Source organism: Acinetobacter sp. YH12235, from assembly GCF_013417705.1.
Classification (GTDB): Bacteria; Pseudomonadota; Gammaproteobacteria; order Pseudomonadales; family Moraxellaceae; genus Acinetobacter.
Genome location: NZ_VPDL01000039.1, coordinates 1 through 20366, shown reverse-complemented (window position 1 = coordinate 20366; position 20366 = coordinate 1). Strand labels below are relative to the sequence as shown.

17 protein-coding genes, 2 tRNA genes and 1 pseudogene are annotated in these 20366 nt (G+C 43.9%); 12 read left to right on the top strand and 8 right to left on the bottom strand.

The genetic code is table 11. The features are described from left to right. Window positions 1–168: 168 nt before the first annotated feature. Window positions 169–3000, bottom strand: a complete 2832-nt coding sequence (uvrA, locus tag FTV13_RS14680) for an excinuclease ABC subunit UvrA (protein WP_180012433.1) — start codon at window positions 2998–3000, stop codon at window positions 169–171. 293 nt (window positions 3001–3293) lie between these two features. Continuing rightward, window positions 3294–3965 carry a thiaminase II gene (tenA, locus tag FTV13_RS14675; protein WP_180012431.1) on the bottom strand — a complete coding sequence of 224 codons (672 nt, stop codon included), beginning with the start codon at window positions 3963–3965 and terminating at the stop codon, window positions 3294–3296. Window positions 3966–4187: 222 nt separating this feature from the next. On the opposite strand from tenA, the gene FTV13_RS14670 reads away from it, so the two are divergent. The 4 genes from FTV13_RS14670 (at window position 4188) to ssb (ending at window position 8645) form a co-directional block, all read left to right on the top strand. Further along, window positions 4188–5279, top strand: a complete 1092-nt coding sequence (locus FTV13_RS14670) for a DUF475 domain-containing protein (protein ID WP_004781554.1) — start codon at window positions 4188–4190, stop codon at window positions 5277–5279. A 182-nt stretch (window positions 5280–5461) separates the two neighbouring features. After that, complete coding sequence (locus FTV13_RS14665) at window positions 5462–6520, top strand: RNA-guided endonuclease TnpB family protein (protein WP_159123703.1); 1059 nt, start codon at window positions 5462–5464, stop codon at window positions 6518–6520. Window positions 6521–6644: 124 nt separating this feature from the next. Then, entirely contained in the window at window positions 6645–8009 is a 1365-nt protein-coding gene (locus FTV13_RS14660; RefSeq protein ID WP_034170221.1) for an MFS transporter, read from the top strand. 51 nt (window positions 8010–8060) lie between these two features. Continuing rightward, window positions 8061–8645 carry a single-stranded DNA-binding protein gene (gene ssb, locus FTV13_RS14655; RefSeq protein WP_004781559.1) on the top strand — a complete coding sequence of 195 codons (585 nt, stop codon included), beginning with the start codon at window positions 8061–8063 and terminating at the stop codon, window positions 8643–8645. Window positions 8646–8714: 69 nt separating this feature from the next. Here the strand turns inward: ssb and FTV13_RS14650 are convergent. Continuing rightward, a pseudogene (locus FTV13_RS14650) lies at window positions 8715–9168 on the bottom strand (hotdog fold domain-containing protein). 138 nt (window positions 9169–9306) lie between these two features. Here FTV13_RS14650 and FTV13_RS14645 point away from each other — a divergent pair. The 5 genes from FTV13_RS14645 (at window position 9307) to FTV13_RS14625 (ending at window position 14354) form a co-directional block, all read left to right on the top strand. Continuing rightward, window positions 9307–9951, top strand: a complete 645-nt coding sequence (locus FTV13_RS14645; RefSeq protein WP_180012429.1) for a TetR/AcrR family transcriptional regulator — start codon at window positions 9307–9309, stop codon at window positions 9949–9951. A gap of 151 nt (window positions 9952–10102) precedes the next feature. Continuing rightward, window positions 10103–10666: an alkyl hydroperoxide reductase subunit C gene (ahpC, locus tag FTV13_RS14640; protein ID WP_005232609.1), complete on the top strand. Its 564-nt coding sequence runs from the start codon at window positions 10103–10105 to the stop codon at window positions 10664–10666. Between the two features lie 244 nt (window positions 10667–10910). Beyond that, window positions 10911–11789 (top strand): pirin family protein, encoded by an 879-nt coding sequence (locus FTV13_RS14635; protein ID WP_180012427.1) that lies wholly within the window; start codon window positions 10911–10913, stop codon window positions 11787–11789. A 414-nt stretch (window positions 11790–12203) separates the two neighbouring features. Continuing rightward, the gene (locus tag FTV13_RS14630) at window positions 12204–13511 is read left to right on the top strand and encodes an FAD-dependent oxidoreductase (protein ID WP_125279600.1); all 1308 of its coding nucleotides are present in this window, start codon (window positions 12204–12206) and stop codon (window positions 13509–13511) included. Between the two features lie 3 nt (window positions 13512–13514). After that, entirely contained in the window at window positions 13515–14354 is an 840-nt protein-coding gene (locus tag FTV13_RS14625; protein WP_159123709.1) for a cyclopropane-fatty-acyl-phospholipid synthase family protein, read from the top strand. An 81-nt stretch (window positions 14355–14435) separates the two neighbouring features. On the opposite strand, the gene FTV13_RS14620 is transcribed toward FTV13_RS14625, so the two are convergent. From FTV13_RS14620 to FTV13_RS14605, 4 genes are all read right to left on the bottom strand, one after another. After that, a tRNA-Thr gene (locus FTV13_RS14620) sits at window positions 14436–14511 on the bottom strand. A 205-nt stretch (window positions 14512–14716) separates the two neighbouring features. Further along, entirely contained in the window at window positions 14717–14944 is a 228-nt protein-coding gene (locus tag FTV13_RS14615; RefSeq protein ID WP_004781576.1) for a hypothetical protein, read from the bottom strand. Window positions 14945–15382: 438 nt separating this feature from the next. Then, entirely contained in the window at window positions 15383–15583 is a 201-nt protein-coding gene (locus FTV13_RS14610) for a hypothetical protein (protein ID WP_004781578.1), read from the bottom strand. A gap of 205 nt (window positions 15584–15788) precedes the next feature. After that, window positions 15789–15879: transfer RNA gene (locus tag FTV13_RS14605), tRNA-Ser, on the bottom strand. A gap of 121 nt (window positions 15880–16000) precedes the next feature. On the opposite strand from FTV13_RS14605, the gene FTV13_RS14600 reads away from it, so the two are divergent. After that, window positions 16001–17881: a potassium transporter Kup gene (locus tag FTV13_RS14600; RefSeq protein ID WP_104426719.1), complete on the top strand. Its 1881-nt coding sequence runs from the start codon at window positions 16001–16003 to the stop codon at window positions 17879–17881. Window positions 17882–17949: 68 nt separating this feature from the next. Here FTV13_RS14600 and FTV13_RS14595 read toward each other — a convergent pair whose 3' ends face one another. After that, entirely contained in the window at window positions 17950–18498 is a 549-nt protein-coding gene (locus FTV13_RS14595; RefSeq protein ID WP_180012425.1) for a hypothetical protein, read from the bottom strand. A gap of 266 nt (window positions 18499–18764) precedes the next feature. On the opposite strand from FTV13_RS14595, the gene FTV13_RS14590 reads away from it, so the two are divergent. Beyond that, entirely contained in the window at window positions 18765–19862 is a 1098-nt protein-coding gene (locus FTV13_RS14590) for a DNA/RNA non-specific endonuclease (RefSeq protein WP_166136858.1), read from the top strand. A gap of 85 nt (window positions 19863–19947) precedes the next feature. Continuing rightward, on the top strand, window positions 19948–20193 hold the full coding sequence (locus tag FTV13_RS14585) for a hypothetical protein (protein WP_180002502.1): 246 nt from the start codon (window positions 19948–19950) through the stop codon (window positions 20191–20193). Window positions 20194–20366: the final 173 nt, after the last annotated feature.

The following is a 20366-nucleotide window of genomic DNA, read 5'->3' as shown; positions in this document are numbered from 1 at the left end:
ATAATTCAAGTGAATTTGTTTGAAAGAAGAACTTTAAAAGCTTTATTTTCACCCGATAAAATACCCATAAAACAAGAGGAAGCTCATTTGAGCTTCCTCTTGTGAAAAATTGTGGGACAGCAATGGGGCACTCTCTCCTTTTTCAAAGGAGGATTGGAGAGAATAAAATTACTTCAATAACGGCTTTAAGAATTTCCCTGTATGTGAAGCCTTAACTTTCACAACATCTTCCGGAGTACCTTCCGCGATAATCATACCGCCACCCGCACCACCTTCAGGCCCAAGGTCTACCACCCAGTCCGCGGTCTTGATCACATCCAGGTTATGTTCAATCACCACAATGGTATTCCCTTTATTGCGTAGCTCATGCAGGATGTCCAGCAGCTTGGCAATATCATGGAAATGCAGACCAGTGGTTGGCTCATCCAGGACATACAGGGTTTTACCGGTATCCCGTTTGGCCAGCTCACGTGCCAGTTTTACCCGTTGTGCTTCACCACCAGAAAGGGTCGTCGCTGACTGACCTAAACGGATATAGCCCAGACCAACCTGATGCAAGGTTTCCAGACGACGATGAATCACTGGAATCGCATCAAAGAAATGCATGGCATCTTCAACGGTCATCTGTAATACATCGGAAATATTCTTACCTTTGTAGTTCACTTCTAGCGTTTCACGGTTATAACGCTTGCCATGACAGGCGTCACACGGCACATACATATCAGGCAGGAAGTGCATCGCCACCTTGATCATGCCATCACCTTCACAGGCCTCACAGCGTCCGCCTTTCACGTTAAACGAGAAACGGCCAGCGGTATAACCCCGCGCTTTGGCTTCCGGAGTCTGTGAAAATAGTTCACGAATTGGAGTAAACAAGCCGGTATAAGTTGCTGGGTTTGAACGTGGTGTACGTCCAATCGGGCTCTGGTCAATATCAACCACTTTATCCAGGAATTGCAGACCATCAATTGAGTCAAACTTCTCAGCAGTTAGCGTGGTTGCACCATTCAGCTGAGTCGCTGCTAGTGGCAACAGAGTCCGGTTAATCAACGTAGATTTACCAGAACCTGAAACACCGGTGACACAAGTCATGATTCCCAATGGAATGGTCAGATCGACTTTCTTCAGGTTATGCCCGGCAGCACCCATCAATTTGATCTGTTCTTCCGGTTTTGGTGGCTGAACCCGTTTTTTCGGCACTTCAATTTTCAGTTTGCCAGACAGATATTTACCGGTCAGGGAATCTTTATTTTTAGCGAGTTCCTGATAGGTTCCTTCTGCAATCACATGACCGCCATGCACACCGGCACCCGGACCAATATCAATAATATGGTCTGCAGCACGAATTGCATCTTCATCATGTTCGACCACTAAAACGGTATTACCGAGATCACGCAGACGAATCAGGGTTTGTAACAGGCGATCATTATCACGCTGATGCAGACCAATCGAAGGTTCATCCAGCACATACATCACACCCATGAGGCCAGCACCAATTTGTGAAGCCAGACGGATACGCTGTGCTTCACCACCAGACAAGGTTTCGGCAGAACGGGACAGACTCAAATAGTTCAGACCGACAGATACTAGGAAATGCAGGCGTTCACGGATTTCCTTGAAAATCTTGTCCGCAATTTCACCACGCGCACCTTCCAGATTAATGCCCTGATAATAGCTCTCGGCATCGCCAATCGACATGCGAGTAACGTCGGCAATGGTCTTGTCCAGAATTTTCACATTACGCGAGATTTCATTCAGACGTGAACCATCACAAGCATCACAAGCGGCATTGGATAGATACTGCGCCAGATCATCACGCACATAATTGCTTTCAGTTTCGCGGTAACGGCGTTCCAGATGCGGCAAGATACCTTCAAATGGCATCACCCGGTTATGACGACGACCACGTTCATCAATATAGCTCAGGTCAATTTTTTCTTTGCCGGTACCGTAAAGGAATTTCTTCTTGGTGTTGGCATCCAGTTCATTCCAAGGCGTTTCTAGAGAAAAACCGAAATGCTCGGCTACTTTTTGCAGCATGCCATAATAATACGGACGCTGACGATCCCAGCCACGAATCGCACCTTGGCTGATGCTGACTTCCTGATTGGGAATCAGTTTGTCCGCACTGAAATGGCTGCGGGTACCCAGACCATCACAGACCGGGCAGGCACCAAAGGGATTGTTAAATGAAAACAGGCGTGGCTCCAGTTCTGCCACAGCGCGGTCACATTCCGGACAGGAGTGTTTGGCAGAAAATACGCGATCATCATTTTCACCTTTCATCCAGGACAAAATCGCAATATCTCCACCGAGACGCAGCGCAGTTTCAAAACTTTCTGCAATCCGGTTACCGAGATCATCACGCACCTTAAAGCGGTCAACCACGACTTCAATAGTATGTTTTTTCTTTTTGTCCAACTCAGGTGGCGGATCAATTTCCATGATCTCGCCATCGACACGTGCACGCACAAAGCCTTGGCTTTGCAGTTGCTCAAATAACGCTGTGTACTCACCCTTACGTTCACGCACGACAGGCGCTAACAATAACAGCGCAGTGCCTTCTTCCAGTTCTTTAACCGCATCGACCATTTCAGTTACGGTCTGTGCCACCATGGGCAGATCGTGTTCCGGACAGTAAGGTGTACCTACGCGTGCATAGAGCAGACGTAAATAGTCATAGATTTCGGTAATGGTACCTACAGTCGAACGCGGGTTATGACTAGTCGATTTCTGTTCGATAGCAATGGCTGGGCTTAAACCCTCAATCGAATCAACTTCCGGCTTTTCCATTTGCGAAAGGAATTGACGCGCGTAGGCAGACAGAGATTCTACATAACGGCGTTGACCTTCCGCATATAACGTATCGAATGCCAGTGAGGACTTACCTGAACCAGACAGTCCCGTAATCACCACAAACTTGTCGCGTGGAATATCAAGGTTCACATTTTTCAGGTTATGGGTACGTGCACCTCGAATACGGATGTGACTTTGGCTCATGCAATGATCCTAGAAAATTCATCAAAAACCTTTATATGATACCGAATGAAAAATGTTCAAGTGCAAATAAAAGTATTTTAAACGTCAAGTTGTGTCGGATATTGGTCAAAAGATCAGTACTAAAGCAACTGGGGGAAAATGTAGATTAGATTTGCTCTTTTCCAAACATCTAATGGATGAAATTTCATGATGCATAACTCCATCGAAATTAGCTTCACTTTCCATCATTTAGGGTTTGGCTTAAAAATAAAAAAGCCCTGTATTAAACAGGACTCAGTCAATAGAAACTAAAATTAATCATCCAGACCTAGCCATTGGCGTTGTTCATAAGCACTATCCCAGAACAGCCATTCCAGACGTGCTGCATGGGTATAGGACTGATGCATTTTTTCCAGAGTATCAGCATCGACCCGCGCTGCCACCCGATCCACAGTAGCAATTACATTGCGTACCGCTGTATGAAAATCCTCACCGGCATAGGTATCAATCCAGGCCTGATACGGATTATTCGGCGCTGCCTTATCGACAATATCCTTACCCACTTCTGCATAGATCCAGAAACATGGCAAAAGGGCAGCTAGAACCACCGGATAACTTTCTGCCCAGGCCGTTGCCTGTAAATAAGAAGTGTAATGATGGCAGGCCAGAGTCAAAGGTGTATTTTCAAATTGGGTTTTGCTGATGCCAAAATCCTGCATAAAGTCATCATGCAGGCTGCGTTCGACTACAATGGCAGTTTTAGCGGCCTCACTAAACTGGATCACGTCATCTGCTTCAAAAGCTTTGGCTGCACAGACTGCCAGTGCACGACCATAGGCCAGTAAATAATGCGCATCCTGAATTACATAATGACTAAAAGCTTCATGGCTTAATGTTCCCTGCGCCAGTTGCTGGTTAAAAGGCAACGCCAATGTCTTTTGATAAAGTCCGAGATTACGTTGCCATACGTCTTGAGAGAAACTCATACTGAAATCCTTAACAGTTGAAGTCAAAACATCCAGCACTATAGCAAAGATGAATCTGTTTAAAAGATCAGCAAATCTGAAAAGCAGAAAATACCTAAAAATGGTTCAGGAAGTGCTTTGGTTTATGCGGCAAAAGTTTCATAATTGGGACAACTTTTAGTCTTAGTATTTCTCTACGTTTAAAGAAATGCATTTAATGAAATTTATCTAAGGTCGATATATATGTTGAAACACTTTGGTTTCTCAATCGTATTTTCGATCGTGTGCCTTGGTTTGTCTGCTTATTGGGGATTTACCCATGGTCCGGAAGCGGGCCTGCAAACCATGTTCACAGCACTGACCATTACCGCTATTCTGGCGATTATGGAAGTGTCGTTGTCGTTTGATAACGCGGTTGTCAATGCATCCGTCCTGCGCGGTTGGGATCATTTCTGGAAAATGATTTTCCTGACAGTCGGGATTCTGGTTGCAGTTTTCGGGATGCGCCTGATTTTCCCGGTGGTCATTGTGGCCGTGACTGCGGATATGGGCTTTATGGAAGTGGTACAGCTCGCCTTAAATGCACCAAAAGAATATTCGGCCAAACTGATGGCACATCATGCCGAGATTTCTGCCTTTGGTGGTGCCTTCCTGATGCTGGTATTCCTGAACTTCTTCCTGGATGAAGAAAAAGATACCCACTGGTTCCGCATGCTGGAACGCCGTCTGGCGCATCTGGCAAACGTTCCGGCGATGTCAGTCTTTATTACCCTGATTGCCTTATTAATCATGGATTTCCAGGTCGAAGAAGCGAAACGTCTGGATGTTATTCTGGCGGGGATCTGGGGAATCGTGATTTATATCGGGGTACAGGTCCTAAGCCATATGTTAGGTGGGGAACCGGAAGTAGACGAAGAGGGTAATGCCGTTCGTCATGATGCTGAAGGCGTACCGACTGGCGTGGTAAAAGCCGGCTTTGGTGGCTTTCTTTACCTGGAAGTGCTGGACGCATCTTTCAGTTTTGACGGTGTAATCGGTGCCTTTGCGATTACGTCTGACGTGGTAATCATCATGTTAGGCTTGGCCATCGGTGCGATGTTCGTGCGTTCGATGACCATTTACCTGGTCGATAAAGGCACGCTGGATGCCTATATCTATTTGGAACATGGCGCGCACTATGCGATTGGTGCTCTGGCATTTATCATGCTGGCAAGCAGTACCGGTGTACATATTCCTGAAGTAGTGACCGGTCTGATCGGTGTGGCTTTCATTATCTGGGCAGTCATTGCTTCGATTCAATATACCAAGCGTCAGTTATTAAAAGCAGGCAAATAGCCCCGTGATCGCTGAACAGAAGCGTAGCTCCGGCTACGCTTTTTTATCCATTGGAGCGTAAAACCTCGTGGTTCAGCACGAGGATATAAGCGACTGGAGTAAACCACATGAACGACACGAAATGTCGTTTTAAATATTTGTACTATAGTCACTATTAAGAAAAATACTGTTAAAATAATTGGATGAAGACACTCAAATTACGCATAAAAGACAAACATTGCAAGGTGCTAAATCAGTTAGCATCCGAAGTAAATTTTGTTTGGAATTATGTCAATGATTTGTGTTTTAAACATCTTCAAAAAAAACAACAATTCTTTTCAGCATACGATATTGCAAAATACACGAAAGGCACATCGAAAGAATGCAACTTGCACAGTCAAACTATTCAGGCAGTGACAGAAGAATTGGTCACAAGACGCAAGCAGTTCAAAAAAGCAAAACTAAAATGGCGTGTCAGTAATAAAAAATCAGCTAGACGTTCACTAGGTTGGATACCGTTTAAAAAGGTTGCAATCAAATATGCTGATGGCTGTGTTCAATATGGTAAACACCAATTCAAGTTATGGGATAGTTACGGTTTAAGTCAATACAGGGTTAAAACAGGCTCATTCGTTGAAGATAGCCGAGGCCGTTGGTATGTATGTCTTGTAGTTGACAATGCTAAAACAGAGAAAACCACCGCTAAAACCTCAATTGGCATAGATTTAGGTTTAAAAGATTTAGCCACTTGTTCAGATGGTGTAAAACTTAAAGCCCCTCAAATCTATCGGAAATATGAACAAAAACTTGGTATTGCTCAACGTGCAAAAAATAAAAAACGAGTGAAAGCAATTCACGCCAAGATTAAAAATGTAAGACAAAACATGCTGCATCAATTCAGCCATAAACTAGTAAAAGAACATGCAGCAATCTTCGTTGGCAATGTGAATGGCAAAGCATTAGCGCAAACCAAACTAGCCAAGTCTGTGTTAGATGCCAGTTGGACAACACTAAGAACCATGCTCAAGTATAAATGCGAGAACGCAGGGGTATGGTATGAAGAAGTCAATGAAGCCTATACCACCCAAACTTGTTCGTGCTGTGGCTCACGCTCCAGTAGTCCGAAAGGTAGAGCAGGTTTAGGAATAAGAGAGTGGCAGTGTGGTGAGTGTGGTAGCTCATGGGATCGGGATGTAAATTCCGCACTGAATATTCTTGCGCTCGGGCATGAGCGTCTAGCAGTAGGAATCCCCTTGCTTTAGCTGGGGGAGGATGTCAATTTTCAGATAGTCCTCATCTTTATTTCAAATAAAATTCATGCATTCCTTTGAGCGGAATGGCCTATAATCTACGCATCAAGATTAACTAACTCGATCGCCAGACTTTATGATGAATGCCTTAGAACGTCGCTCGACCTTTGCCCTGAGCAGTATTTTCGCACTGCGCATGCTGGGGTTGTTTATGATCATCCCTGTATTCTCGGTAGCAGGGCAGTCATATGAATATGCTACGCCGGCACTGATTGGTCTGGCGGTGGGTATTTATGGCCTGACACAGGCCATTTTACAGATTCCGTTTAGCCTGATTGCAGACCGCTATAGCCGTAAGCCACTGGTGGTTTTGGGCTTGTTGCTATTCGCTCTAGGTGGTGCGATTGCTGCAATGTCTGACACCATTTATGGCGTGATCATCGGTCGTGCGATTGCGGGTGGTGGAGCAGTTTCAGCAGTGGTAATGGCCTTACTGGCCGATGTGACCCGCGAAGAAAACCGCATGAAAGCCATGGCGGTGATGGGCATGAGTATCGGCCTGTCCTTTGTGGTGGCCTTTACCATGGGGCCGTGGGTGACAGGACTGGTCGGCATTTCCGGTCTGTTCTGGGTGACCACCGTAATGGGCTTGGCTGCGATTGCGATGTTGTTGATGGTCCCTAAAGTTACCCGTCATCATAAAAATTTTCAGCAGGGCTATCTGGAGCAGCTAAAACAGGTCCTGAAAATGGGGGATCTGAACCGTCTGCATATTTCAGTATTTACCCTGCATTTGCTGCTCACAGCCATGTTTATTTATGTGCCATCGCAACTGATTGAAGTTGCTGAACTGCCATTATCGAGCCATGGTTGGGTCTATCTGCCGCTGCTGGTCGTCAGTCTGTTTTTTGCCTTCCCGAGCATTGTACTGGCAGAGAAATATCGCAAGATGCGCAGTATTTTCCTGACAGCGATTGGCGGGATTATTCTGGGTCTGTTGATCATGATTTTTGGCTTTGAATCCAAATATGTGCTGATCGGTGGATTAGGTTTATTCTTTATTGCCTTTAACGTCATGGAAGCCTTATTGCCCTCATGGTTGTCCAAAGCAGCCCCGATTCAATCTAAAGCCACTGCGATGGGCGTGAATGCCAGTAGTCAGTTTCTGGGCGCGTTTTTTGGCGGGATTATCGGTGGACAATTGTTGTTACTCAACAACACTTCGCTCGGTTGGAGTATTTTATCGGCAATTGCTATAATTTGGCTGCTCATGAGTTTTGGGTTGGCTCAACCACGCTATCTTTCATCGCTCGTGCTTCGTCTGCCAGAGAGTAAACAAACAGATGAATGGACTTCTCAACTTTTAGCGATTCGTGGTATTGAAGAGGTTGTGGTCATGTCTGAACAGCAAGTCGCCTTTGTCAAGGTCGATAAACAGCAGGTTGATGATGTTTCGCGACAACAATTAACGCACTTGTTAGGTAAAGAGGTAGCCATTTAAACATAACTCTTATAAAGTAAAATATAGAAATAAATAGGAAGTGTACGTCTGATGCGTGGTGTTAATAAGGTCATTTTAGTTGGTACTTTAGGTCGAGATCCTGAGACCAAAACTTTCCCAAATGGTGGTTCTCTCACTCAATTCTCTATCGCAACCAGCGATTCATGGACTGATAAAAATACGGGCGAACGTAAAGAGCAAACCGAATGGCATCGTATTGTGCTGCATAACCGTTTAGGTGAAATTGCACAGCAATATCTGCGCAAAGGTTCTAAAGTTTATATCGAAGGTTCATTACGTACCCGTCAATGGACAGATCAAAGCGGTCAAGAACGCTACACAACGGAAATCCGTGGTGAGCAAATGCAAATGCTGGATTCTGGTCGTCCACAAGGCGAGCAAGGCGATAACGGTTTTAACCAGCCACGTTTTAATAACAATAACCAGGGTGGCGGTTATGGCAATAATCCTCAAGGTGGTTATGGCTCAGCTCCTCAGCAAGGTGGTTTTAACAATAATCAGGGCGGTGGTTATGGCAACAATAACCAAAATAACCAGGGTGGTTATGCGCCGAAGTCTGCACCTGCTCCAGTAGCAGCGCCTGCAGCTGATCTGGACGATGATCTTCCATTTTGATCCCGATATTAGAAAGGTAAATCATCATGAAAACCCGCCATTTGGCGGGTTTTTCATATCTAGGTTCTTCTATTTTTTCACGGACACCCACATGGTGATCACTGCCCGAAATATGACTTCTTCTGCAGTATCTTTAATTTCTACATTGACCAGATAATCGCTGCCTTCGTTCCATATAAAGTTAGGCTCGGCGGGTGTCGCAATCGCGATCAGATCAGTAGTGGCTTTTTTGACATATTCGACCTGCATACCCTTGGGAATCCAGCGATGAGTTTTCGGAACGGTTGCATCGGTCATGGTGCCGCCTGCCAGTTCAGCCATGTTACACATGGCAATCGCGTGTACAGTGCCTAAATGGTTCAGCACGGCACGATGTTTCTGCACAATATTCAGGCTTTAAATCTTCAAACAGTGGAGAAATACTGCCGAAATAGGGTGCTTTTAGACAAAGTAATTTAGAAAAAAGATATTTACCGGCTGGCTTATTTTCTAGGCTTTTCCAGATTTTTAGGGCTTGGCTCATATATAACTTCCTGTATATTATTTTTAATCAGAATAATATTCTCATACAGAATATTATTCTGTATTAGCACATCTGACAAAAACCAGACATCAGGCTGCCAGCCTGCTTTCAAAAATAGAGAGGATTTAAATATTAAAAATGCAAAACATGGAATTGCTGGAAAGGATTTTTAAGGGAAGACGGGCTTTACTCAAACGTCAGATTCTGGAATGTGCATTGACAGAGTTTCTGCGTACAGGCATTGCTGCGACTACGATTGAAATGATCCGTGATCAGGCCGATACCAGTATCGGGGCGATCTACCATCATTTTAAAAACAAGGAAGGGATCATTGCAGCACTGTATATTTCAGCACTTACAGATCAGTCGGAGCAGCGTTTGCAGGCTTTGTCACAAGTTCAGGGTATTGAACGAGGTATACAGGCAGTGATTCAGAGTTATATCGATTGGGTTGTAGCATATCCTGATTTTGCCCGCTTTCTTTATGCCGCGCATCATACAGTTCAAAATAGTGACTTCAAAGAGGAATTGCAGCAGTCGAATCAGCAGCGCAATCAGGAATTAAAACAATGGCTGGCTCAGCAGGCAGATATCAGTCAATTACAAGCTATTCCCTTAGAACTGCTTATGTCACTGATCATTGGACCCACTGAAAGTTATTGCCGGAGCTGGTTATCTAGTCGAGTCCACGCCTCTCCTAAACACTATGCAGCAGCCTTGGCAAAATCGGCCTGGAAATCTATACAGCATTTTCAAGAAAGTAAAACCGTCAAAATCGATTAAACAAATCAGAAAGATAAAAATAAAAGGAACTATAAATCTAAAAAACCGATAGTTTTAATAAAAAGTTACGGTTTTACCTATTGGTGATTTTTGCGTATTCTTAACTACATCAAATGAACACACACTTTCACGAATAGATAGGAATAGACTTATGAGTTTAATCAATACTGAAGTTAAGCCATTCAACGCAACTGCTTACCACAATGGCCAATTTATTGAAGTGTCTGAGCAAGACATGAAAGGCAAATGGTCTGTAGTATTTTTCTATCCTGCTGACTTCACATTTGTTTGTCCAACAGAATTAGGCGATCTTGCTGATCAGTATGCTGAATTCCAGAAACTGGGCGTAGAAATCTACTCAGTATCTACCGACACGCACTTCACGCACAAAGCTTGGCACGATACTTCTGACGTGATTGGTAAAATCCAGTATCCAATGATCGGCGATCCAACCTGGACTTTGGCGAAAAACTTTGAAGTGCTGATTGAAGCTGATGGTCTGGCGGATCGTGGTACTTTCGTGATCGATCCAGACGGTAAAATCCAGATCGTTGAAATCAACGCGGGCGGTATCGGTCGTGACGCGCAAGAACTGCTTCGTAAAGTAAAAGCGGCTCAATATGTACACGCTCACCCAGGTGAAGTATGTCCTGCAAAATGGAAAGAAGGTGAAGCGACTCTTGCTCCTTCAATCGACCTGGTCGGTAAAATCTAATTCGATAACACTTTATCGAAATTAAAAAACCCAGCCCTCAGCGCTGGGTTTTTTATTATCTACTGCTCATGACTACCTAAATTAACGTCTTATAGCAAAGCTAAAGTTATAAGTAGCTACACAGAAATCTAAGAGTCGAACCGTCTTATATTTGAAATACTGCATTCTAGAAGTACGGTATTGATGACTGCTGATAAAGCTTAAAATGGCTGCATGTTCATCCTATTGTGTATAGGAGTAAAAGATGAAAAAAATTATTGGTGTTTACCGTAATCAAAACATGCACTGGGTTGGTGACGGCTTCCCGGTGAAAAACCTGTTTTCTTATGACCGTTTGGGGCAGGCCATTAGTCCATTTTTATTGCTGGATTATGCAGCGCCGTATCACTTTGCGCCAACCACTGAGCAGCATGGTGTAGGTTCACATCCGCATCGTGGTTTTGAAACTGTAACCTTGGCTTATCAGGGTGCAGTGACCCACCAGGACTCCAGTGGCGGTGGCGGTACGATTCAGACCAGCGATGTGCAGTGGATGACAGCGGGTGCAGGGGTGGTGCATGAAGAATTTCATTCTCCAGATTTTGCGCAAAAGGGCGGCCTGTTTGAAATGGTTCAACTCTGGGTCAACTTGCCAGCCAAAGACAAAATGACCGCGCCACGTTATCAGGCCATTACTGCAGCTGAGATTCCACGGATTGAAATGGATGAAGGTGCAGGACATATCCGGGTGATTGCCGGAGAATTCGGAGGTCATCATGGCCCTGCGCATACCTTTAGTCCGGTGAATGTCTGGGATGGCGAGCTAAAAGCGGAGTATGAAACTACGTTGCATGTACCTACCGGACATAATGCTTTGCTGGTTGTACTGGCGGGTGAGCTGGTGGTAAATGGCAGTCAAAAAGTCCTGGATAGCTCTATTGTGATGTTTGCGCGCGATGATGATCCTGAAATTCAGCTACAGGCCGATCAGGACACTAAATTTTTGCTTTTGACCGGTGAGCCGCTGAATGAACCTATTCAAGGCTATGGCCCATTTGTAATGAATACCAAGGAAGAAATTATTCAGGCATTTCAAGATTTTAATCAGGGTAAATTTGGTGAAATCGCGGTACAGGCCGAATAATACAGTCAGTCTTAAAACAAAGAAGCCTCTGCACAAGCAGAGGCTTTTTTTTCTAATGCGCTGGAATTTCTTGTCGTTTTTACGAGTTTCTTGGATAAATTCATTTTGTTTATCTCTATGAATTTATCTCTTTCTTGTGCTGCATATTATAGAGTGTTTTGCGGTCTTTGTAAACCGATGATTAAAAAATCGGTTAATTAAATCATTTGTTTTTTAAAGATTTATTTTTAAATATTTAAATATAATGGCGGTTTAAGTTACTCTATATAAAGACGTTTTTTGCTATTCAAAAAATGTAATTTATTTGTAAAGTTACGTTAACTCAGACTTACGAAAAAAAAGTATTCTGGAAGATTTTAATAACCTATTTGCCGAAAGCATGGTTCATAATTTCTTTTAGTTTTTCAATGACGGATGATCAGATTGGATATCGCAGTAATTGGTAGTGGCATGGCTGGACTGGCTACTGCCAGAATTCTTCAGGACGCAGGACATCGCATTACTATTTTTGAAGCGCTTCAAGGTCGCGGCATGGACAGTCATAGTCTCGAATTTGAAGGAGGCCTCATTGACGCACCTTTACGTGTGATGAATCCTTATCTGTGGAAAAATACCTTAAGTCTGGCGACTCATCTGGGCATTAAAACTTACCCGGTACGTACCTATATGGCCTGTAGCTGGCTGTTTGAAGACCGGGTAGAAACCTGGCTAACCACGTCACGTAGCCGGATTGGCAATATTCCGATTATCAATAACCGCAAAGGCATCCAGCAATATGGCTGGCGTCTGGTTAAAGGTTTGCTGCAACTCAAAACAGCCTTGGCAAAATTCTTTAAATCCAAAAATCAGGACATCAGCCTGGCAGAATTTATCAATCGCAATGAGATTGAAGAAGTGTTCTGGCATGGTGCGGTGATGCCGGTGCTGTATACCATCTGTACCTGTAATCCAAAAACCATTGGTGAATGGCCAGCCAAACCTTTATTGATTTTCCTGCGTCAGCTAACGGATGGTGATGCCTTATTACGTATGCAGGGCGGTACTCCGGCTTTGGTAGACAAGCTGATTGAAGGCATTCACATTGAAAGTGGTGCGCCGATCGTTTCGGTAAAAGAGCAGGGCGACAAAGTACTGGTAGAAAATGCAGCTGGTCTGTCGAAAACCTTTGATCGTGTGGTTGTGGCGACACCAACCAATCATATTGATGAATTCCTGGATCATGAACAGTTTGGCCGTGATATCGAGCTGTTAAAGAAATTCAAATTTGAACAGGGTGAATTGGTCATTCACCGCGATAGCAGCGTGATGCCACCGAAACGTAAGGATTGGGCTGTACTCAGCTATATGATGGATCGCAAGTTTACCCGTCAGCAATTTACGGTTTGGCTGAATGCGGTTGAACCGAGTCTGGTGGGTAAATCACCAGTATTCCAGACCTGGCGTCCTGTGACTGAGATTGATCCGAAAAAAGTGATTTCATCAGTGACCTTGACCCGTGCGGTAGTAGATGCCAATACCATCGCCCTCAATAAAGAATTACAGCATCGTCATCTGGAAATGAACCGTAAAGTGTTCTACTGCGGCTCATGGTCATCGGACGGTTTACCAATCTTGGAATCTGCAGTGACTTCTGCCATGAAAATTGCTGCAATTATGGGAGCACCGTTGCCATTTGAAGGACTTAAACCTAAGATCGAGGTAGCACCCCAACTCGGTTATTGATTGATGCAATGGTTTCAGGCACTTCGTCAGCGTCTTCCTCAACATAAATATGCAATTGATGCTTCGTTGCTGGGAGACCAGTCGCAGTTGCCCTGGAGCAATCTGGGTTATTGGCGGGAAGGGCAGCAGGATTATGTAGCTGCCTGTCGAACTTTGGCCGACCATTTGGCAGAAATGGTCGGTTTAAATTCAAAGGATAAATTGCTGGATCTGGGCTGTGGCCAGGGTGCCAGCCTGTTGCACTGGCAGCAACACTATCAGGTGCAATATCTGGCCGGTGTAGAACTTCAGCCTGCTTGTGTGGCGAATATTCAGCAACATTTACCTAATCTCAATGCCATCTATCCGGCTTCTTTCCTGCGTTTAAAAGACATGCATTTTTCCCAGCGCTTTGATGTGGTGCTATGTCTGGATGCTGCCTATCATAGTTCCGTTCCCGAACTTCTAGATCAGGTACGCAGTGTTTTGAACACCAATGCACGGATTGGCTTTCATCATCTGATCTTGTCTGAAAAATGGAACAGCTTGAATGCGCTGCAAAAGCGTAAATATCAGTTTCTGCTGACATCCGCCGATGTCAATTTAAAAAACCTGATGTTGAAAAATGAGCTTTATCATTGTTTGGAAAATTTTGAATTTAAGAATATTCAGATTGAAGATCTGTCCGAAGCGGTATTTTCAGGTTTTGCTGATTATGTAAATCAGAATTTAAATACAAAGAAATTGAAACAAAAAGGCAAAAGACTGGATCAGTTTAAAATCCAGATGACGGCAAAGCTTTGTCAGAAGTTATATCAGGATGGGATTGTAAGATATGTGCAGGTGACGGCACAGGCGATCTGAGTATTCAAGGCAAAAAACAGCTATATAAAAATGCCAAACCCAGAAACATCAAAGCCTCACTAAAAAGCGAGGCTAAGAAAATGGTGCCGGCACACGGATTCGAACTGTGGACCTACTGATTACAAGTCAGTTGCTCTACCAACTGAGCTATGCCGGCGTTGTGGAGTGCATTTTACAGATTTTTCTTAAGGGCGCAAGCCAAAAAATAACCGTTCAATCTTATAACCAATTTTTTATTGCTGATCATTGAATCATCTTCACTCAGGCATCTACATTTAAATCATGAAATTGCCCATATCAGTGATATGGGCAAGGATAAGAGGTTGATATTTAAAATCTATTATGAGTGAGTTAAAAGGGAATTATCTGCTTTTGAGTATCCGATCCAGGTCTTGTGCGCATTCCTCTAAAGTAAAGGCCATATCAAACTGCATTTGAGGTTTGAGTTCTTGAGCAAGACTTCTCCACTGTTCAATTAATTTTAGGGCTTTTTGAATCTTATGTTTGTTGACGTCTTTGGCAATGGTCGGGGTATAACCACCGCGTTTGGCATTTTTTATCTGTTTCATGTAGTTTGCGCTGTTATTCATGTCCACTCTCCGAATAGCAGTGTTTCCACTTTTTTCTAACCCAAATAAGGAAGACTCAAGCAATAACGTTTTCTATCTTTAGGTTTTTATTCTCCTTTTATCCTGTTTTGATTCCACCATAACATAGCGATGATGACAATTAAATTAAGCTATTTTTATGCCAGTTTTTGTCTCCATCATATAAATAAACTAAAAGAAGAACATAAAGTTAAGAAATTAATAAAAATGGATATATCATGGTTTTATCCAGAGAATTTATTTCAATATATCTCAACCTATATCCTTACATCTTTAAATCTATCAAAAGAAAAGGCAAGCAATACTCATCTCAAAAATAACCAGTAAAATGAATTATCCTTTTTCAATTCATCTGTCCAAGATGCTCACTTTTAAGGTTTTAGACTATAAAAAAAGCCCAATATAAAATTGGGCTAGGGCTTAAGGCTCGACTTCTAGCGGATCACCATCTTCAGGACGAAGATGACGTGTGCCATCATCCGCAGGATCTACACTTGATCCATCTTTGGTGATCGGATTGTACATTTCATCCTCTTTTTTATCGTCAGTGAACTCCTCATCTTCGAAATCCAGAGGCTCATTATCATCATCAAAATTTAGGGGTTTTTCATCATCTTTCATAGCGATCCATCATTTTTTACCAAGATAGGATCATGCTCGAATATTCCTCAGTGTCATTCAACAGCCATCCGGCATCATTTATGTAACTTGTATAGTTATTCTTTTATTTTTAATCCATTCCCTAATAATTTCGGCAACAAAAAAGGCTTAAACCCTTTAGATTTAAACCTTTTGAGACATCATGTGGCGACATGATAATGATATTTGGCGGTGAGAGAGGGATTCGAACCCTCGATACGCTATAAACGTATACACACTTTCCAGGCGTGCTCCTTCAGCCACTCGGACACCTCACCATGGCCGTGGATGATATAGAAAAAAAGCCAGTCTGCCAAGCTTGAAACAATTGATTTGCGGAAAAACTTTGAGCGCAATGCTATGATTCGCAAAAATGCTTGTTAAAAACGAAGACGATATATGCAAAGCACTGCACAGAAAGCAGCTCTCCCGGTAATTACGCTGGCTGCGCTTGGGGTTGTTTTTGGAGATATTGGAACCAGTCCATTGTATGCACTACGCCAATGTTTCCTGACGTCGCACCTTGCCATTAGTGAAGCTTCGGTGTTGGGCATTTTGTCCTTGATCTTCTGGTGCATCATGCTGACGGTGAGCTTCAAATACGTCACTATTATCATGCGTGCCGATAACAACGGTGAGGGCGGAATCATGTCCTTACTAGCTCTCAATTTGCGAACCACACGCATTTCTGATGACAAGAAAATTTACCTGATTGCGCTCGGCTTTATTGGGGCATCGCTGTTTTTTGGTGACGGGATCATTACCCCGGCAATTTCTGTGTTATCTGCGGTTGAAGGGCTGAGTATAGCCACACCTGTGTTTAATCAATGGTTAGAACCTCTATCGATCGGGATTATTGCGGGACTCTTTCTGGTACAACGTCATGGTACTGGAACCATGGGCAAATTTTTTGGTCCGTTGACCTTACTCTGGTTCCTGTCAATTGGTGGTTTCGGTTTGTGGAGTATTATTCAGACCCCGACAGTACTGGCTATGGTGAATCCATACTGGGCCTATCATTTTGTGGTCGATCAGCCTTTTGTAGCCTTCTTGACCATGGGCGCCGTGATTCTGACCATGACTGGTGGTGAAGCCATTTATGCCGATATGGGGCATTTTGGTCGTCTGCCGATTCGTCTGGCTTGGTTCATTATCGTATTGCCATGTTTGTTGCTCAATTATGCTGGACAAGGGGCATTATTGCTGCGCCGTCCTGAAGCACTGGAAAATCCTTTTTATATGCTGCTTCCGGAATGGGGCTTATATCCAATGATTGGTTTGGCCACAGCAGCTGCTGTGATCGCCTCACAGGCCGTCATTACCGGGGTATTCTCCATGGTGAATCAGGCCATTCAACTGCGTTATTTGCCACGCCTGAGTGTAAAACATACCTCAGCCGAAGAGCGTGGCCAGATTTATCTGCCCTTCATTAACTGGATGCTGTTTATTTCTGTAGTGATTCTGATTTTACTCTTTGAAAATAGCGCCCGCTTAGCGAGTGCTTATGGGGTCGCAGTCACCATGACTATGCTGTGTGGTACCATTTTAATCAGCATTCTGGCTTATGGTTTCTGGCGCTGGCCAATCTGGAAAGTAGTGTTATTTGCCACACCATTCCTGATGCTGGATCTAGTTTTTGTAGCCTCAACTTCTTTAAAAATTGCATCAGGTGGCTGGGTGCCGATCCTGCTCGGGGCGGCATTATTTACGATTCTGATGACCTGGAAAGATGGTCGTGCACTGGTCTTGAACCGTCTGGAAAAAGATGCGCTACCAATTGACCTGTTTATTAAGAGTATCTCAATTGGGGGAGGCACCAAGTTTGTGCCGGGTGAAGCGATTTTCCTGACCGGAACTCCGACCATTGTGCCGCATGCGATGTTGCACAATATCAAGCACAACAAGGTGCTACATGAGCGCAATATTCTAGTGACGGTTATTACCCGAGATATTCCTTTTGTAGGCGATGAAGAACGGATTAAACTGGAAAAACTCAGTGAGCATTTTTATCGAGTGACAATGTATTACGGGTTTAAGGATCAGCCCAATATTCCGGAAGCATTGCAGCATGCGTATGCAGAATGGGGCTTTGAATATGACCTGATGCAGATCAGTTTCTTTATCTCCCGGGAACGGATTATGCATACGGTGGGAGAGGGAATGGCACCCTGGCGGGAAAAACTGTTTGTTTCCATGCAGCGTAATACCAGTCCGGTCAGCGACTTCTACCAGATTCCGACCAACCGGGTAGTTGAACTGGGTAGCCAGATCGAGATGTAAAAATAAAAAAACCAGAGCGAGGCTCTGGTTTTTTTAGGGGAGAGAAATTTAGAAAGCTTTATAACAAATTATTGTTCTGTTGCTTCTGTCTCAGCCGGCATTTCAGGGGCGGCGTTTAAAGGTGCATCTACTGAAGGATCAGCTTCAGCTTCTACCGCAATTTCAGTTTGCTCAGTCATCGCAGCTGCTTCAGGTGCAGCAGCTTGCTGTTCTTCAAGAACTGGTTGCTCTACAGCTTCACCCATAGTCATTTCCTGTTCTGTAGCAGGGGCTGCTGGTTCAGACTCAAGATTGGCTGGAGCTGGATTGGTATCCGGCATTTCTGGTTGTGCAACAGGCATGCCTGGTGTTGGCATTGGCTGATTTGGCATTGATTGTTGTGGCTGCTGGCCTGGCTGAGCGGGTGCAGACATTGGCTGGTTTACCAGACGGATCTGTCCAGAATTCACCAGGCTTTCCAGTGAGGCTTGCTGACCATTTACAGTGGTACTAATTTTAGCTTTAGATAAGCTTTCAAGTGTTTCACCCGCTTGTACAGGAGGCTCAGCGAATGCGCCGGCACTGATCACACTTGTAAATATTCCGAGACCTAATAACTTAGATAGTTTGGAATTCATAAATTAACTCCATTGCTAATAATTGTACGTAATTTGAATAGTCAAATAGCTTTGCACACTCAAGACGAGGTCACAATCAAAGCTACTTAAAGGTTAAAAAACCGCGCTGAAAGCTCACTAAAAAAACGACACTTTGTTACAAGATTTAAGAATATAGGGGTAGATTGTGTAATTATTAGGCAAATAAAGAGGGTAAGATATACTTCATATACATGGCTTGTTAAGCTCGCAAAACCCCCGATTTTGATCTTAAAAGCACGTGTAGCATGGCAAAGAAGCAGCGTAAGTCGAAGAATTCAGTTTTTCAGTTTTTTAATGAAAATAGCGTGAAAGTGATCTTGGCAATGGTCGCTTCCGGGAGTTTCGCGATTGCGTTTGGCCAGGAAAAAATCAGTCAGTGGATTTCTCTGCCGTCTACATCGAATTCGAGCTGTCTGGAACAGTTTTACCGGGACATCCCGCCTTACTTAATGAAAGACAGCCTGAAAAAAGACAGTTATTCACTGTGTTTTAATGGCTTTAATGTGGGTTATTCTGGGGTATCCAAAACGCCACTTTGGGTGGCGGAGGCCTTAACACCGAAGCGTCTGAGCCAGAAAATTCCACGTGAAGACAACTTCCATGAAGAAACACGACTAAATGCTGCTCATCGTGCGACTTTGGCTGACTACCGGGGTTCAGGCTATGACCGAGGCCATATGGCGCCAAATGCGGATATGCCAAATAAAGCTGCACAGTCTGACAGTTTCTCGCTGGCCAATATGGTCCCGCAGGCACCAAAGAACAATCAGCAGGTCTGGCGCGAGCTGGAAGAAGCGACCCGTGCCATTGTGACCAAGCAGAAGCAGGACGTGTATGTAGTGACCGGGCCAGTCTTTGCTGCCAAAAAACTGAAAACTATTGGCAAGGGTGTGATTGTACCGACTGCCGTGTACAAAGCGATCTACATGCCGAAAACTGGTGCCATTGGTGCCTACTATGCACCTAATGATAATTCGCTCAAGGTTCGCATTGTCAGTGTCTGCTATCTGGAAGAGCAGCTCGGCATTAACCTGTTTCCTCAGTTAACTGAAGAACAGAAACGCAATACCTATCATCTGCCGTTGACTGCAAATGCTGTGAAGGCCAACCAGAAAATTGCCTATTCGAATTGGGATGCAGAAAGCCAGTGTGCTGAAGATGTGCCGAAAGAAGATCTGGAAAAACTGCAGCGTGAGTTCAAACCGTCGGCTTCAAGTTCGGCCAGTACAAGCAATACCAGCTCATCAGTTAATAAGAGCGGGATCGATCATGATACTCAGGATACGATTGTTAAACAGCTGATTGAGGCCTTGTTGCAATACATCCTGCAGCTGCTGAAATAGTGAAAAGGAGCTTGCTGTAAAAAGCAGGCTTCAGGTAGCATGCTGAAGACAGGTGAGTAAAAATAATAAAACAGAGTAGAAATTAATGTTTAAAGCATTTGAAAATGGAACCGAATCGCATGCGATTCATGATCTGACAGTTGAGAATGATCTGGACCGTGTCAGTCTGTATGGCAATCTGCAAATTACTAAAGACCAGGCTGGTCTCAAGGCGGCCAAAGTTTTGCAGGCACTGTTAAATGATATTGTGCAGCAGCTCGAAGAAACACCGGATCTGCCAGAAAAAATTGAACGCAATGATGCAGATGAAATTGAAAATCCATTCTTATAGAAATTTCTTAATCACTATTCTGGCTAGAAAAAAGCTCCTTTGATGAGGTAATGCCAGTCAGTTAAGAGATTGACTGGCTTTTTCTTGGGTATTTTTGAGGTTTTCCTTTTACAACCCTTGGATAACTCCTCACTCTTCTCTCAGGTATAACATACCGATTAGATTTCTCCATT